The organism is Shewanella surugensis (assembly GCF_023284005.1).
Lineage (GTDB): Bacteria > Pseudomonadota > Gammaproteobacteria > Enterobacterales > Shewanellaceae > Shewanella > Shewanella surugensis.
In genome coordinates this window covers 1-16,095 of the sequence record NZ_JAKIKS010000072.1, presented here as the reverse complement: position 1 = coordinate 16,095, position 16,095 = coordinate 1, and the positions used below count along the sequence as shown (strand labels likewise).

General features: G+C 41.0%; 16 protein-coding genes. 10 read left to right on the top strand and 6 right to left on the bottom strand.

Features of this window, described 5'->3' with window-relative positions:
- Window positions 1–29: 29 nt before the first annotated feature.
- Entirely contained in the window at window positions 30–1,619 is a 1,590-nt protein-coding gene (purH, locus tag L2764_RS16690) for a bifunctional phosphoribosylaminoimidazolecarboxamide formyltransferase/IMP cyclohydrolase (protein WP_248941405.1), read from the bottom strand.
- Between the two features lie 361 nt (window positions 1,620–1,980).
- Between purH and zntR the strand changes: the two genes are divergently transcribed.
- On the top strand, window positions 1,981–2,460 hold the full coding sequence (zntR, locus tag L2764_RS16685) for a Zn(2+)-responsive transcriptional regulator (protein WP_248941402.1): 480 nt from the start codon (window positions 1,981–1,983) through the stop codon (window positions 2,458–2,460).
- Between the two features lie 75 nt (window positions 2,461–2,535).
- The gene (locus L2764_RS16680) at window positions 2,536–3,750 is read left to right on the top strand and encodes an SO_0444 family Cu/Zn efflux transporter (RefSeq protein ID WP_248941400.1); all 1,215 of its coding nucleotides are present in this window, start codon (window positions 2,536–2,538) and stop codon (window positions 3,748–3,750) included.
- 184 nt (window positions 3,751–3,934) lie between these two features.
- On the opposite strand, the gene L2764_RS16675 is transcribed toward L2764_RS16680, so the two are convergent.
- The 3 genes from L2764_RS16675 to L2764_RS16665 all read right to left on the bottom strand — a co-directional run bounded on the left by L2764_RS16675 (window position 3,935) and on the right by L2764_RS16665 (window position 6,376).
- Window positions 3,935–4,141 (bottom strand): cold-shock protein, encoded by a 207-nt coding sequence (locus L2764_RS16675; RefSeq protein ID WP_248941399.1) that lies wholly within the window; start codon window positions 4,139–4,141, stop codon window positions 3,935–3,937.
- Window positions 4,142–4,618: 477 nt separating this feature from the next.
- Window positions 4,619–5,344 (bottom strand): YebC/PmpR family DNA-binding transcriptional regulator, encoded by a 726-nt coding sequence (locus tag L2764_RS16670; protein WP_248941398.1) that lies wholly within the window; start codon window positions 5,342–5,344, stop codon window positions 4,619–4,621.
- Window positions 5,345–5,434: 90 nt separating this feature from the next.
- Window positions 5,435–6,376 carry a LysR family transcriptional regulator gene (locus tag L2764_RS16665; protein WP_248941397.1) on the bottom strand — a complete coding sequence of 314 codons (942 nt, stop codon included), beginning with the start codon at window positions 6,374–6,376 and terminating at the stop codon, window positions 5,435–5,437.
- A 94-nt stretch (window positions 6,377–6,470) separates the two neighbouring features.
- On the opposite strand from L2764_RS16665, the gene L2764_RS16660 reads away from it, so the two are divergent.
- From L2764_RS16660 to udp, 5 genes are all read left to right on the top strand, one after another.
- Window positions 6,471–7,574 (top strand): HlyD family secretion protein, encoded by a 1,104-nt coding sequence (locus L2764_RS16660; RefSeq protein ID WP_248941396.1) that lies wholly within the window; start codon window positions 6,471–6,473, stop codon window positions 7,572–7,574.
- A complete protein-coding gene (locus L2764_RS16655; protein WP_248941395.1) occupies window positions 7,571–9,160 on the top strand; it encodes a DHA2 family efflux MFS transporter permease subunit in 1,590 nt (529 codons plus the stop codon). The genes L2764_RS16660 and L2764_RS16655 overlap by 4 nt, the downstream gene beginning before the upstream one ends.
- Before the next feature lie 110 nt (window positions 9,161–9,270).
- Window positions 9,271–9,726, top strand: a complete 456-nt coding sequence (locus tag L2764_RS16650) for a GNAT family N-acetyltransferase (protein WP_248941392.1) — start codon at window positions 9,271–9,273, stop codon at window positions 9,724–9,726.
- Between the two features lie 93 nt (window positions 9,727–9,819).
- Window positions 9,820–10,704: a radical SAM protein gene (locus tag L2764_RS16645; RefSeq protein WP_248941391.1), complete on the top strand. Its 885-nt coding sequence runs from the start codon at window positions 9,820–9,822 to the stop codon at window positions 10,702–10,704.
- A 335-nt stretch (window positions 10,705–11,039) separates the two neighbouring features.
- Window positions 11,040–11,798, top strand: a complete 759-nt coding sequence (gene udp / locus L2764_RS16640; RefSeq protein WP_248941390.1) for a uridine phosphorylase — start codon at window positions 11,040–11,042, stop codon at window positions 11,796–11,798.
- A gap of 71 nt (window positions 11,799–11,869) precedes the next feature.
- On the opposite strand, the gene L2764_RS16635 is transcribed toward udp, so the two are convergent.
- A complete protein-coding gene (locus L2764_RS16635; protein WP_248941389.1) occupies window positions 11,870–12,622 on the bottom strand; it encodes an outer membrane protein OmpK in 753 nt (250 codons plus the stop codon).
- Window positions 12,623–12,995: 373 nt separating this feature from the next.
- Here L2764_RS16635 and L2764_RS16630 point away from each other — a divergent pair, with 373 nt between their 5' ends.
- The 3 genes from L2764_RS16630 to L2764_RS16620 are packed head-to-tail and all read left to right on the top strand — an operon-like array spanning window position 12,996 to window position 15,351.
- Window positions 12,996–13,463 (top strand): NfeD family protein, encoded by a 468-nt coding sequence (locus L2764_RS16630; protein ID WP_248941388.1) that lies wholly within the window; start codon window positions 12,996–12,998, stop codon window positions 13,461–13,463.
- A 26-nt stretch (window positions 13,464–13,489) separates the two neighbouring features.
- The gene (locus L2764_RS16625) at window positions 13,490–14,422 is read left to right on the top strand and encodes an SPFH domain-containing protein (protein WP_248941387.1); all 933 of its coding nucleotides are present in this window, start codon (window positions 13,490–13,492) and stop codon (window positions 14,420–14,422) included.
- The gene (locus tag L2764_RS16620) at window positions 14,419–15,351 is read left to right on the top strand and encodes an SPFH domain-containing protein (protein ID WP_248941386.1); all 933 of its coding nucleotides are present in this window, start codon (window positions 14,419–14,421) and stop codon (window positions 15,349–15,351) included. Before L2764_RS16625 ends, L2764_RS16620 begins: the two co-directional genes overlap by 4 nt.
- Before the next feature lie 58 nt (window positions 15,352–15,409).
- On the opposite strand, the gene L2764_RS16615 is transcribed toward L2764_RS16620, so the two are convergent.
- A complete protein-coding gene (locus tag L2764_RS16615) occupies window positions 15,410–15,640 on the bottom strand; it encodes a hypothetical protein (RefSeq protein WP_248941385.1) in 231 nt (76 codons plus the stop codon).
- Between the last annotated feature and the right edge of the window lie 455 nt (window positions 15,641–16,095).

The following is a 16,095-nucleotide window of genomic DNA, read 5'->3' as shown; positions in this document are numbered from 1 at the left end:
CCTTAGCTTTGTTGACTTAAGTGATAACATTAATGACGGAAATGACGCATTCCAGTAAAGACCATTGCCATATTATGCTCATCTGCAGCGGCAATAATTTCTTCATCGCGAATAGAGCCGCCGGGTTGAATGATGCAACAGATCCCCGCTTCGGCTGCTGCATCAATACCATCACGGAAAGGGAAAAAGGCATCGGATGCCATCACAGAATTTTCGACCACTAACCCCTCATCAGCCGCTTTAATGCTTGCCACTTTTGCACTGTAAACGCGACTCATTTGTCCCGCTCCGACGCCAATGGTCATGCCGTCTTTTGCATATACGATGGCATTGGATTTAACAAACTTAGCGACTTTCCAGCAAAAAAGAAGATCTTTCATTTCTTCGCTAGTAGGTTGGCGTTTAGACACAATTTTAACCTGTTCAAGATTAACCATGCCTTGATCTCGGTCTTGTAATAACAAGCCGCCATTGACACGTTTATAGTCCAAGCCTTTGGTTCTATTAGTCCATTGACCGCATTCAAGTACGCGTACATTCACTTTAGCAGCAATGATGTCACGGGCGGCTTGGCTGATTTGAGGTGCGATGATAACCTCAACAAATTGGCGTTCGATAATGGCGCTGGCGGTATCGGCATCGAGTTCTTGGTTAAAGGCAATAATCCCGCCAAAGGCCGAAGTGGAATCGGTTTGAAAGGCACGTTCATAAGCTTGAAGTAAGTTATCACCTAATGCGACACCACAAGGGTTGGCATGTTTGACGATAACGCAAGCGGGCTGCTGAAATTCTTTAACACATTCTAATGCCGCATCGGTATCAGCAATATTATTATAAGATAGGGCTTTACCTTGCAGTTGTGTGGCTGTTGCGACGGACGCTTCATCATTTTTAATATCAATATAGAATGCCGCACTTTGATGGCTGTTTTCGCCATAGCGTAAATCTTGTTTTTTAATTAACTGAGTATTGTAACTGCGTGGGAACTTTGAATTTGGTTCACTGTTTTCTGGGTGATGTGCCGGTACCATAGTGCCAAAATAATTGGCTATCATGCCATCGTAAGCCGCGGTATGTTCGAAGGCCGCAATCGCTAAATCAAAGCGAGTTTTATAGCTCGTGCTACCTTGATTTTCATTCATTTCAGCGAGCACTCTAGCATAATCAGCGCTATTAACGACGATGGTGACATCTTTATGATTCTTTGCCGTCGCGCGTACCATTGTAGGTCCGCCAATATCGATATTTTCAATGGCGTCTTCAAGGCTACAATTTTTCTTGGCGACAGTATTCGAAAAAGGGTATAAATTAACCACGACTAAATCGATTGCTTTGATGTGATTATCGGCCATTACTGCTTCATCAATACCGCGACGAGCAAGAATACCGCCATGAATTTTAGGATGTAAGGTTTTGACACGCCCATCCATTATTTCTGGATGACCCGTATAATCAGAGACTTCTGTCACAGGAATATGATTTTCTGCGAGCAGGCGAGCAGTGCCGCCAGTAGACAGCAGTTCAACACCTTGAGTGTGGAGGGCTTGAGCAAACTCAAGGATCCCGGTTTTATCTGAAACACTTAAGAGTGCACGGCGGATCGGTTTGACATCATTCATTGGGATAGAAGTCCAGTGGTTATTTTAAGGATCTTTAGGAAAAAAGCATCAGTGGGTGAGGTTATCATCACATCTTGTTTTCCAAAAGTCCCTCAAGTAAATATTAACTACTTGTTAATTAAACTTAATATTTATCTATAACCTGGTTTACCCTACGCAATATTAAATGAAGCGCGCATATTTTATCGTAAAATGAACCGAACAACTGTTTTTTATATGAGTATTCACAATACGTAAATCAGAACAACGATGGATGATGATGTTGGATGCACGAGTATGTTTAAAAAAAGCGCTTAAATTAGCATCTTTAATCAGCTTGGGTATAATGAATTTTAATACTTGAGTCGAGGATTGATTGTGAATGTACCGTATTGGTGAGCTAGCTAAATTATGTGAGGTGAAAACAGATACCTTACGCTTCTATGAAAAGCACGGTTTGTTGTCGCCTTCTTTTCGGAGTGATGCCGGTTATCGTATGTATACAGAAATAAATGCTGAGCGTTTACGGTTTATTTTACGGGCAAAAGCGGTCGGTTTTAGCTTATCTGAAATTAGGGATTTACTCTCTATTGAGCTGGATAAATCAAATTGGGCCTGTGTTGATGTGAAGGCGTTAGTTGATGATAAATTAGCGAATGTTAACAATAAAATGAGTGAACTACAGCATTTTCAACTCTCTTTGCAGCGATTATCGGATGCTTGTTGCGGCGGTCCAGAAAGTGCGGAACATTGTTCTATTTTAGAAGCGTTAGAATCGAGTAGTAAAAGTATTCAATGTGAGAATACTGAGCACCATCATGACGCTTCTCAATATACCAAGCACTGCAATACTCATAAGTAAAATGTCAGTTTCATTTATGATAATGGGGATCCGATGTTTGCCTAAAGCCCATTTCATCCAAGCTGAAGGATTAAAATGTTATTTGCTAATTTTATCGATTTATTTTTAGAGTCTGCACCTTGGCTGTTACTGGGATTGGTACTTGCAGGCATGTTGAAGATGTTTGTCCCCATGTCTTGGATGAAAAAACAGCTAGGGGGCCATGGGTTGAAAGTGACGATTAAAGCCGCTGTATTAGGGGCTCCTCTGCCCCTTTGTTCTTGTGGAGTGATCCCTGCCGCGATTGGGTTGCGACGCTCTGGGGCATCTAAAGCGGCAACCACGTCTTTTTTAGTATCAACGCCTGAAACAGGTGTTGACTCAGTAACCATTTCTTATGTTTTATTAGGTCCTTTTATGGCCATTGTTAGGCCGATTGCGGCGATAATCAGTGCTATTGTCGCGGGAATATTGGTTGGACGGGATGAAGAAATCCCCAAGGATGATAAGGAGCACGCACAAGTATTGGCTGCGACAACTGCATCGTCTTGTTGTGGATCTTTAATTGAAAAAGTGCCAGAAAAAACGGCAAACTGCTGTTCATCTGAGCAGAAAAATGTCCCCAAAAAGGCATGTTGTGGGAGTGGTGAGCCTCTTGTAGCCCATTCAGTTTGTGGTGATAAAGACACAAACAGTTGTTGTGAAACAACGAATAATGCACCCGCTGAATTGCACAATGAGTCAATATTAAAACGCATTGGCAAAGGTCTGCATTATGGTGCGACGGATTTAGTCCGTGATACGACTATTTGGCTGCTTATTGGTTTATTTTTTGCGGCGTTAGTGCAAACCTATGTGCCTAGTGATTTTCTTGTGAAATGGGGGGATGGCTTATTAGCCATGTTAGTGATGGTGATTATTTCTGTTCCTATGTACATTTGTGCGACAGCCTCCACGCCTATAGCAGCAGGATTATTATTAGCTGGTGTCTCGCCTGGCGCGGTATTAGTGTTTATGTTGGCTGGACCTGCAACCAATATAGCCACATTAGGTGTGGTAAGCAAAGAGCTCGGTAAGCGTGCATTATTAGGGTATTTGGGTGGGGTATTAGGGGTTGCCTTGATTTCTGGTATTGTCGTTAATTATTTAGTGGAACGTTTTGGTTTTAACGTGATGCCCCAAATTGGTGAGCATTATTCTTTATTGCCGAGTGGGGTTGTCTATACTTCAGGCATGATTTTAGCGGCATTAATGTTAAAGGTGCTATTCGCTAAATTGCCAAAGAATTGGTGGCGACGAGATTGTTGTTAATCTATAATTAGTTTTAGGATGGAAAAGAATAAGTTACGATTATTTATTTAAAGCGGTTATTGAAGAATGAAGAACAATGACGTGTGAAAATAAATGAATGGGTTTGGATGGGGGGAAAGGTAAAATAAACGCCACAAATTTATGTTATTAAATTTGTGGCGTAAGCTTAAATGTTATCTATCGATTAGATAGCTGTAACATTATTTGCACATGGACCTTTTTGTCCTTGGCCTACTTCAAATTCAACGGCTTGGCCGTCATTCAAAGTTGCATAACCGCCACCATTTTTGATTTCTGAATGGTGTACAAAAAGATCTTTGCTTCCATCTTCAGGAGTGATGAATCCAAAACCTTTGTCTGCATTGAACCATTTTACTGTGCCTTTACTCATATTGTACTCTTTAAATTAGTTGTTGATTGATTGTCGTATGTAGCATCTATAGTATGACAACGACAATAATTAAACTCAACTCTTATTCACACATTAATGCAGATTTCGAGTTTAGATTATTGAACAGGATAATAAATAGCAGTTTAAACGCATTATTGCAAATAGAATGTGCTTAAAATGAGGATATAGAGAGACTCTTAGGCAATAATGATGAATTAACCATCATTTCATGAGTGTTTAACATTTATTTCATTTTAGTGAGCTAGATTGAAGGATCTCAAAAAATAAAGAAGATTATTGCTAAGTGTGGGTACATGTTAAATTGTATTGCGGTCATATTATTTTCAACGATTCACTGAATCGCGGTAGTGACTTTATGTGTCGAGGCTTATCTCAGATCCACCTGTTTTATTCAACGTTTATCACACAAAGACACAAAGCGCTCTATGAGCGCCTTATTACATTATTAAAATAATCTTACTCTTCTACTATTTCAGCATTGTGATAAACGTTTTGTACGTCGTCACAATCTTCTAAGGCAGCGATAAATTTTTCAAATTGGGCAATATCTTCACCGCTGATGTCAGTATGGTTTTGGGGGACGAAGGTGATTTCTTCGACTTCAAAGTGCAGATCGGGTGTCGCTTCAGTGAGGGCGGTTTTGGCTTTAAAAAACTCGGTGTGAGGAACAAAGACATTAATCATGCCATTTTCAATTTCGATGTCACTGACATCGACATCGGCCGTCATTAATGTTTCTAGAGTTGCTTCTTCATCTTCCCCTTTGAAGACAAATACGGCCTGATGGTCGAACATATGCCCAACGGTACCTGGGCCGCCCAGTTTGGCATCATTTTTAACGAAGGTTTGACGAACTTCGGTAAAGGTACGTTTAACATTGTCGGTTAAGCAATCGACAATAAGCATGCAGCCGCCTGGGCCAAAACCTTCATAGCGAGCAGTATCATAGTCTTCACCGCCACCACCAATGGCTTTTTCAATAGCGCGTTCAATTACATGAGTGGGAACTTGATCTTTTTTTGCTTTATCAATGAGACGGCGTAATGCCAAATTTCCTTCAGGATCGGTGCCGCCATTTTTAGCGCAAACATAGAGCTCTTTGCCATAGCGTGAATAAATTCGTGTTTTTTGGCCTGCGGTTTTGGCCATGGATTCTTTTTTGTTTTGGTAAGCTCTGCCCATTCGCTGTCATCTCATTAATGCAAAATTAGGCCAATGTTAGCAGTTTTATGTGGTTTTGTGCAGCGAGTCTTTTAAAATGTTACCCGTGTTTTAGTTTGCTTTGGCTAAGGCGATATAATCTGGAACGTCTATGAGTTCCTCTTCCCATCTATGGTTAAATTCTTCATATAAAAATTCGATAAAAGCGCGGTATTTTTTGGGCAAGTAAGCGCCTTGAGGGTGACTCAATATTATCAGTGCTTGGTTCATGGGAAAGTCATCTAATACAGGGATGAGTAAGTTATCCTTGAGTGCTTGATGGGCTATTTTATCGACTAAGCTGGTGATCCCTAGGCCTTCGATAGCGGCTTCGCGGGCTAAAGTAATATTATTGACCGTAAGTTGGGCTTTAGGCGTTATGTTAATCCATTGTTTACCATTGAATAATTGCCACTCCACTGAATTATCTGGTGATTGTAACAGAATGGCTTGATGTTCCACTAAATCCGCAGGTGTTTTCGGGGTTCCGTGTTTGGCGAGATAGGTTGGGCTGGCCATGAGTCTTTTTGTGGTATGAAACAGAGCGTAACTGGTCAGGCGCGGATCTTTATTTTCGGCGATGTGAAAGAGAATATCGATTTCTTCATTCACGGCATCTACTTTTCGATTTGTGAGTTCGGTATTGATGGTCATTTCTGGAAAATTGGAGAGAAACTGAGTCAGTATTGGGGCTAAAAAGAGTTGTCCTAGCTCTATAGGGCAAGCAATGTTTAAATTACCTTTGATGACTTCTTGATTGGCGCTGAGTATATTTTCAGCATCATGCAAATCTAATAATATGCGTTGTACTCGATTAAAATAGCACGCCCCCGTTTCAGTTAGCTTCAAAGCACGTGTGGTGCGAAATAGCAATTGAGTTCCTACATCAGACTCTAACTCGGCAATTTTACGACTTACAGTGGCCTTAGTTACCCCTAATGCATTGGCAGCCTTAGTAAAGCTGCCTTGTTCAACAACTTGGACAAACATTTGGATGCGGTTTAGATCTATCATTGTTACACCTAAGAAACAGTGGGTTGATTTTTTACTATCTAATAAACTTATCGATACAGTAGTAGACTAGAGCCCTTAATTCAAGGAGTTTAATATGCCGCAGTCTCTAACTTCCCCGCATTCAACCGATAAACCGCAAAGCTCAAGTCGAAGCTACTTTATTGCTTTTTTTGTTATTATTAGTATTGCCTTTGCAGGGTTTTATTGGTGGATGCAAATTCGTTTTATTGAAACGACGAATAATGCTTACGTCGAAGCGGATATTTCCAATATTAGTGTACAAGTGCCTGGTTACATTACTGAGACTAATATTAAAGATAATCAGCATGTTGAAAAAGGGCAGTTGTTAGCGCAGTTAGAAGATAATCAATATGAAGCGAAGGTGCGACAAGATCAGGCGGCATTAGATTCGGTAAGGGCAGAATTGACCACCTTAGCCGCAAAGGTTGATTTACAACAAATGCTGATTTCTCAAGCTAAGGCGGGGGTTGCTGCAACAGGATCCGATTTACTTCGCGCCAAGCAGCAATTAAGGCGTGAAACACAGCTGAAAGTCAAAAATTACAGTTCGCAGGATAGCGTCGATCAAATGCGGGCCGGTTTTAATTCAGCTAAGGCCCGTTTAGATGAAGCTCAAGCCAATTTTGAAGCTAAGCAGCGTGAACTCGTGGTTTATCAAGCGCAAAAAGTAGAAGCGACTGCCAAGGCTCAGCAAGCTAAAGCCGTGTTAGCGCTGTCAACTATTCAACTTAGCGACACGCAAATTAGAGCCCCTTTTTCGGGGATAATTGGTAAACGAGGCGCGTTATCGGGGCAATATGTACAACCAGGGCAAGCGCTTTATAGTTTGGTTCCGGATGGGGCCGTATGGATCACGGCGAACTTTAAAGAAACCCAAATCCAGCACATGAAGCCCGGACAATCGGTGCAAATTAACCTCGATGCGTTTCCCGACAAAGTATTTACTGGTGTTATCGACAGTTTGTCACCGGCTTCGGGAGCCAAATTTAGTTTGTTGCCCGCTGAAAATGCAACGGGTAATTTCACTAAGATTGTGCAGCGTATTCCGGTCAAAATCCGCTTATCTTTAGATGAGATAGACAGTCGAATTGTGCCTGGGCTGAGTGCCGTTGTGAATGTGGATACTTCAACGCCCGTATTAAAAGAGCCTGTGATCGCTAAGGTAATGAACGAATGACAGACACATTTGCGAAGGTCAATCCCGTTGCCATTGCAGAGAGGTCAAATGGGCATATAGTTGATTATTCTCAGGGGAGTCAACGTGCTTGGATAGCCATATTCGGCGGTTTGGTTGGCGCCTTTATGGCCATTTTAGATATTCAAATTACTAACTCATCGTTAAAAGAAATCCAAGGAGGATTAGGTGCAACAGTAGAAGAAGGCTCGTGGATCTCAACCTCGTATTTAGTTGCTGAAATGATAGCTATTCCGTTGTCTGGCTGGTTAAGCAAGGTATGTGATGTGCGCCGCTATGCGATTTGGAATACAGTGCTGTTCATTATGGCTTCTTTATTGTGTTCGATTTCATGGAATTTAGAATCCATGATCACCTTTCGTGCCATGCAAGGTTTTTTTGGTGGTGCCTTAATTCCGATGGCTTTTAGTTTAATACTTGAAAAAATCCCTATTGATAAACGTTCTATTGGTATGGCGCTGTTTGGCCTAACGGCGACCTTTGCGCCTTCCATTGGCCCGACATTTGGAGGTTGGTTAACAGAGCAATTTAATTGGTCGTATTTATTCTATATTAATGTCCCACCAGGGATCATTGTGATCGCTATGTTTGCTTATGGCTTACCCAAAAAGACCGGGAGGTGGTCTGAATTTAAAAAAGGGGATTTTAGCGGTATTGTGACGATGGCGCTGGGTTTGGGAGCGTTAGAGGTTGTACTAGAAGATGGTAACCGTAAAGGTTGGTTCGATTCTGATATCATGCGTAATTTAGCGATTATTGCGGTTATTAATATTACGCTTTTTGTGTATTTACAGCTGCGAAAGTCAGCGCCTTTAGTGAATCTACGTTTGTTTGCTAAGCGGGATTTTGTGCTGTCTACTTTGGCTTACTTCTTTTTGGGATGGGGATTGTTTGCGGGAATTTATATGGTGCCTTTATATTTGGCCCAGATTCAAAATTATAGCGCCATGGAAATAGGTGAAGTATTGATGTGGATGGGGTTTCCACAGTTATTTCTGTTGCCTTTGATGCCTAAAATCATGCAAAAAATAGATAGCCGTTATTTAGTGAGTTTTGGTTTTTTCATGTTTGGCATGAGTTATTATTTGAATAGCCACATGACATTAGACTTTGCTGGTGAACAGATGATTTTATCGATGGTGGTACGTGCGATGGGGCTGCCTTTTGTTATTGTGCCATTAGGCACTTTAGCCACTGATTATTTAAAAGTTGAGGAAAATGCGTCGGCATCGACTTTGCTTAATGTGATGCGAAATTTGGGTGGTGCATTTGGGATAGCGCTAGTGGCGACCTTTATTGATAATTTAACGCGTATGCATTTGTCACAAATGCGGGAAACGATCCCTGCGGTGAGTGTGCAAGCGGCGCAATATTTACAACAAACCGCACAGGTGCTGCAACTGGCTGGTTCTAATGCGGTAATGGCTAATCAACAGGCGAATAAATTATTAATGCAAACGATGCAGCAGCAAGCCAGTATACAGGCATATAATGATGTATTTTTGATTGTGGCGAGTATATTGCTATTTGCGGCAGTCATCGTATTGGGGATAAGGAAAGCTAATTAACGCTTTGTGAATTTATTTTTAGTGATAATTTTTGAATAGTTATTCAGCTCTCTATTATGCTTGTGATAAAGTTCTGCCAGATAATGGTGCTGTTAAGAGAGGATGATATTGTGCATTGGAAAAATATGGCATTTTCTGAGTTAACACTCGATGAATTATATGAGTTATTACAACTTAGAGTCGATGTGTTTGTGGTTGAGCAAAATTGCCCTTATCCAGAACTCGATGATAAAGATAGGTTAACAGGCTCTCGTCACTTAATGGGTATGAATGACGAGGGGAAAATGATGTGTTATGCCCGTATTTTACCACCTGGCGTCAGTTATCCTGATACTTCTATTGGTCGCGTACTCGTTGAAAAAGAAGCCCGAGGCGGAGGTAAGGCATTTGAGCTAATGCAGCAAGCCATAGACATTGCCTTTGAACATTGGCCAACGAATAATATTCAATTAGGTGGCCAAGCCTATCTAGTCGGTTTTTATGAAGCATTAGGTTTCAAAACCGTATCAGATGTTTATCTTGAAGATAACATTCCTCATGTGGATATGCTGCTTGAAGTGAATTAAGTGGTATTAGACAGTTATGTTCACCCTATGTGAGATGGGTCGCCATAACTGGTTGATTTTCAAATTATTTGTGCATTAAAGGATTAACATTCAGTGCTAAATTATATTGAACCCGTTTTTAGGCCACCCTCGGAATGGAAGTCACTCATTCTTCAAGTGACCAATGGTTGTAGTTGGAACAAATGCAGTTTTTGTGACATGTATACCGCATCACAAAAACGCTTTCGAGCGCAGAAAATAGATAAAATTGAACAAGACATTATTCTTGCGGCGAAAAGCGGCCAAGATATCCGCCGTATATTCTTAGCCGATGGCGATGCCATGAGCTTGCCTTTTAAGCGTTTAGAAGCCATTTGTTTATTCATTAACACCCATTTACCTCGAGTGACTCGTATCAGCAGTTATTGTCTCCCGCGTAATATTGCCAATAAAACCATGGAAGAACTCACTCGTTTAAGAGCGTTGGGATTATCACTATTATATGTGGGCTGCGAAAGTGGTGATGATGAGGTATTAAGACGGATCCAAAAAGGTGAAACCTTTGCATCTTCTCTTGCAGCGCTTAACAAAATGAAAGTGGCAGGCATGAAGTCATCGGTGATGATTTTAAATGGTTTGGGTGGGGTGACATTATCAAAGCAGCATGCAATCGCGTCGGCGAAACTTATGAATGAGGCCCAGCCTGATTATTTGTCAACCTTAGTGGTGTCTTTTCCTTTAGGGAAAAAACGCATGGATGAGGGGTTTAATGGTGATTTCCAGCTGCCTAATCAACAGGGCTTGTTTGAAGAGATGTTGTGCTTAGTGGAGCATCTCGAGTTAGATAAAACCATTTTTCGTTCGGATCACGCCTCTAATTATTTAGTGCTAAAAGGGGTGTTGGGCAAAGATAAATCGGCGTTTATTGAGCAAATTAATACCGCCTTAACGATGCCTGAGAGCATTTCATTACGTCAAGAGTGGCAGCGTGGTCTGTAGTGATACTCTCAGTTCACAGCCATTATTCCTCTCAAGATAGTTGCTCTATAGGGGCACCGTTTTTAATGTAAAGAATGAAATTTTATTTACACATTGAGGCTATTGGGGCATTAAAAGCGTGCATGATCCTTAGGTTTAATTTTTACTCATTGATTATAATGTAAAAATAAAAATATAATTCGATACAGTTTAGCTGCTTTTACTTTGTTTTTTTATTACATTTAGTTTTCATTTTTTGTCAGATAATGTGATATATTCGATGTTTTTTGCTTTGAAGCTAGATTACAGTCAAGGCGATGGTAGATTTTTAATCAAAATTGAAAGAGGGTTTCACAATGGCTGATGTATTTCACTTAGGCTTAACCAAAGAGATGCTGGACGGCGCGAGTTTAGCAATTGTGCCGGGCGATCCTGAAAGAGTTAAGCGTATTGCTGAGCTAATGGATAATGCCACTTTTCTAGCGAGTCATCGTGAATATACGAGTTATCTTGCTTATATTGATGGTTTAGCTGTTGTTATTTGTTCTACGGGGATCGGTGGACCTTCTACATCTATTGCGGTTGAGGAACTAGCGCAACTCGGTGTTAATACCTTTTTGCGGATCGGAACCACGGGGGCTATTCAGCCGCATGTGAATGTCGGTGATGTGATTGTGACGCAAGCATCGGTGCGTTTAGATGGTGCCAGTTTGCATTTTGCACCGATGGAGTATCCTGCGGTAGCCAATTTTGAATGTACAACGGCTATGGTTGCGGCAACACGAGATGCAGGTTTAGAGCCTCATATTGGTATTACGGCGTCATCAGATACTTTTTATCCAGGTCAAGAGCGCTATGATACGGTGTCGGGTCGTGTAACACGTCATTTTGTGGGTTCAATGAAAGAGTGGCAAGAACTAGGGGTGCTTAACTATGAGATGGAGTCATCGACGTTATTCACTATGTGTGCGTCTCAAGGTTGGCGTGCGGCTTGTGTTGCGGGTGTGATCGTTAACCGTACTCAGCAAGAAATTCCAGATGAAGCTGTGATGAAAAGGACTGAATCGAATGCAATCTCGATAGTGATTGATGCCGCAAGAAAATTATTGAAATAATAATCTAATAAAAATAAGGCACTAATCTTGAGTCAGTGAATGATGAGTGCCTTTTTGTTTTAGATTATGCGTTAAAAATGATACTTGGCAATAACAGAATAGGTATTTTGAACGATACCATCGACACCATATTTGTTTTTCCAATAATCGTATTCTATCCCGACAAAGAGTTTATTCTTAGGTTGGCTATTCAATATAACGCGACCGAGATCATATTTTAGTTGAGGATTAAAGTGGATGTTCTCTTCATAACCTTCATTGTCCGTAGCAAAGACCCAATCGATAAAGCCATCGAAGACAATATTAGAGTCACCAACAGGAAAATCCATTCTAAATACGGGGGTTAACTGCCAACCGTCAGAGCTATTGTTATTATTTAATGCCTGTCTTCTATAAGTATTAAGGCTAAAATAGGTAAAGTAAGGCAGTGTGAAATCCATGCCTATACCGTATAGAAAGCTATCAACGGGTCCATCACCTTCTTCTAAGGTTAAGGCTAAAGAGAAGTCCGTAATGGCACCGACACTAAGATCTTGACCTAAAATTTTTCCGGCACTGAAGCGAGGCGATATTTCACCATAATTAGTGCTATTGACATTACTTGGTGCGCCTGCGAAATGAGTAAAATCTTGAAATGTAAACCAATCGCCGTATTTCCATTCTCCTACAGTTTCAATGGTCAGTGTTGCTTGCTCTGCAGAGTTAGCTAATTCATAGTTTTTACCATAAAGGCCAGTAGCACTGACATCCCACCATTTAACTAAATCATCGGCCATAACCGTAGGAGAGGCTAATAAAGCCAAATAAAGCCATTTGTTTTTCATATCAATACCTTTTTTATAAGCAGCTATTTTGCTGCAGAACGTCATGTAATACCAATCAACACCCAAAGGGGAAGAAGATGGGGGGAGGGAATATAGGGCTATGAGCGACAGAACTCAAAGGCTTTGTTGTTTTTTTTGAGTTAATTGAAAGGTTGGTGATATAACAATGTTTTTAATATGTTGAACTTATTGGTTTTGTATTCTGTTGTTAATTTTTGTTGGATAGATAAAAAATCACTACAGTAGGGTATTGAGCTGCGTTTTATTTAAAAAGAGTCCATAGCGGTTATTCTTTTAATTGACATAATATGTCGCAAGTCATGGACTAAACTGATATAGTCAATAGAGTATTATTTACTCGGCGGGAGGGAATATGTCGTTTTCAAATCCTATGCTTCTCTGGGGCTGTATTGGTCTTGTGCTGATGTTTGCAGAGATTATCATTCCAGGTGGTATTGTTATTTTATTAGGAACAGCCTGCTTAGTGGTTGCGGGGGCCTTAGCGCTGGGGTTGGTGGAAGGATTCGTGCAAAGCATGACACTGTGGTTTATTGCTTCTATGGTGCTTTTACTGGGGTTTCGTCAAATTACACAAAGGTTAATTGGTGGCTATTCTCACGTAGATAATACCGATGAAGAATTAGATATTTATAATAAAGAGGCTGTTGTTATACAAACCATAGGGCCTGGACAGAAAGCGGGTCGAATAGAGTTTCAGGGATCGCAATGGTCGGCTTTAGGGGATGGGACTGAAATTGTTTCAGGGACTAAAGTACGGATTATTTGTCGAGATAATATTGGATTAGTCGTTGAGCCGCTCATCGACTCTCAAGATACTTAGAAGCAAGATCGATTAGGGAAAACATTATGTTTATATTCACGTTGGTCGTATTATTTATTTTCTTTATTTTGTATAAATTATTGTTAATTGTTCCGATGCGAGAGGTCAATGTGATCGAACGTTTGGGAAAGTTTCGCACAGTATTACAGCCCGGTTTTCATTTTCTGATCCCATTTTTTGATCGCGTGGCTTATCGACATGAAATCCGTGAGCAGGTCCTCGATGTGCCGCCTCAAAGTTGTATTTCGAAAGATAATACTCAGCTGGAAGTTGATGGGTTGGTTTATCTAAAAGTGATGGATGGAAAGTTAGCCAGTTATGGCATTGAGAATTATCGTCGTGCAGCGGTGAATTTAGCCCAGACGACCATGCGTTCTGAAATTGGTAAATTAACCTTGAGTCAGACATTTTCTGAACGTGAAAACCTGAATGAGTCTATTGTCAGGGAAATTGATAAAGCGTCAGATCCTTGGGGCATTAAAGTATTACGTTATGAAATTAGAAATATTACGCCTTCTCGAAAAGTGATCCATACACTTGAAAAACAAATGGAAGCCGAGCGCCGAAAGCGGGCTGAAATTACGCTCGCTAATGCAGAAAAAGCGGCGATGATCAATGTCTCAGAAGGAGAAAGGCAGGAGGCAATTAATGTATCGCAAGGTGAAAAGCAAAAACGTATTAATGAAGCGAAAGGAACGGCACAAGAAATAGCCATTATTGCTAAGGCCAAGTCTGAAGGAATGGCGTTGGTGTCTGCAGCATTAGCACTCGAAGGTGGGCATGATGCAATGAATATGCAGTTGAAAGAGCAGTTCATTGGGCAGGTGGGCAAAATCCTAGAAAAAGCTGATATTTCAATTGTGCCTGCGGAAATGGCCAAGCTGGAAGGTTTTTTTGAAGGAATGGAGCAAGTGACTCACGGAATAAAGGCAAATTCAATCAAAGGAGAGCGCTCATGATGGCCAATATTGATACCGATATCGTGGTGATGGCAATTTGGGGGATCATTTTTGTTATTTTTCTCATTAAGCTATTTCAGTCGATCCGTTTAGTGCCGACTAAATCGGCGTATATTGTGGAGCGTTTAGGGAAATATCATGCAACGTTAGATGCAGGTTTCCATGCTTTAGTGCCTTTTGTTGATAAAGTGGCTTATATTCACGATTTAAAAGAAGAGACGATTGATGTCCCCCCTCAAGAGTGCTTCTCGAGTGACGAAGTGAATGTTGAGGTTGACGGTGTTATGTATATTTCGGTGGTTGATCCGGTTAAGTCGAGTTATGGGGTCACCGATTACCGATATGCGGCAATCCAATTGGCACAAACGACGACTCGTTCAGTGATTGGTACCTTAGATCTTGATCGCACTTTTGAAGAAAGAGATGTGATCAGTGCGAAAGTGGTTGAAGTGTTAGATCAGGCGGGGGCGATGTGGGGGATCCGTGTACATCGCTATGAAATTAAAAATATTTCACCACCTGAAACTGTCAAGAATGCCATGGAAATGCAAGTAAATGCTGAGCGAGAGCGTCGTGCATTGTTAGCCAAGAGTGAAGGCGATAAGCAAAGCAAGATCAATCGTTCTGAGGGGATTAAAACAGAAATGATTAATCACTCTGAAGGTGAGATGCAAAGACGCATTAATGAAGCTGAGGGTAAAGCCGAAGAAATTATAACCATCGCGAGTGCGACCGCAGAATCTATTGAGCGTATTGCCACTGTTATTGCGGCGCCGGGTGGCAAAAATGTGGTGAGAATGCAGTTAGGGTCTCAGTATTTAAAGCAATTCGAAGGACTCAGTCAGAGCGCGAGTAAAGTCGTATTACCGGGTAATTTAATGGATTTTGAGCACTGGATGAACAGTGTTGGTCTAGATGATAAAAACTAGTTTTTGATCAAAAAATAGGATATTTCGATTACGGTATGGATTGTACCGTAATTGATTTTCAGTTAATAAATGATAACAATCGAGCGTTAAACGAGCGCGTCACGGTGATCTTGTAAAAATGCCCCACCTTTCTTGGCTTTCGGCCTAATAGATTTTCAACATTCAAATTCACTTCATCTAAATGCCCTTCTTTTGCTATGCGTAATAAACCTAAAAACTCATCGGCTTTACTGAAATCTCGTACAATGGCCCTCGCTTGGGTATTATTCCTCACCCGTTCGCGCGCCACTTCTTTGCCTGTTATTGGGGTTTTGCTAACATCCCCTCGAAATCAACCTTAACGATATTTTTCAACCACTAATAAGCTATGATGATGAAAAACAGCTAGAAGGTCATCATTATTGCTAGCTCAACCACTAAACGTATTCAAATACTCAAATAACCCTTACCTGCGGCGTATCGCTCGCTTAAATGCTTTACCTGAAGCTGAGTGGCAAGCGATTATTCAAAAGTAAAACGAGTATGCAAGGCTTTGGCGTTCTCATTATGTGACGCGATTAAAAGAGACCTTTCATGCTCAGTATTTGCAATACCGCGCAGCAATGAATGCGTATTACAGACGCTGGTATAAAGCGGAGCTATAGTCGTTTCTGGTGTATGAGGATAAAGCATTGCGATGTAACCTGTTAATTGATCTTGGCCGATCAACAATTAACAAAAGGAACATCGCAATGACTAAAAATG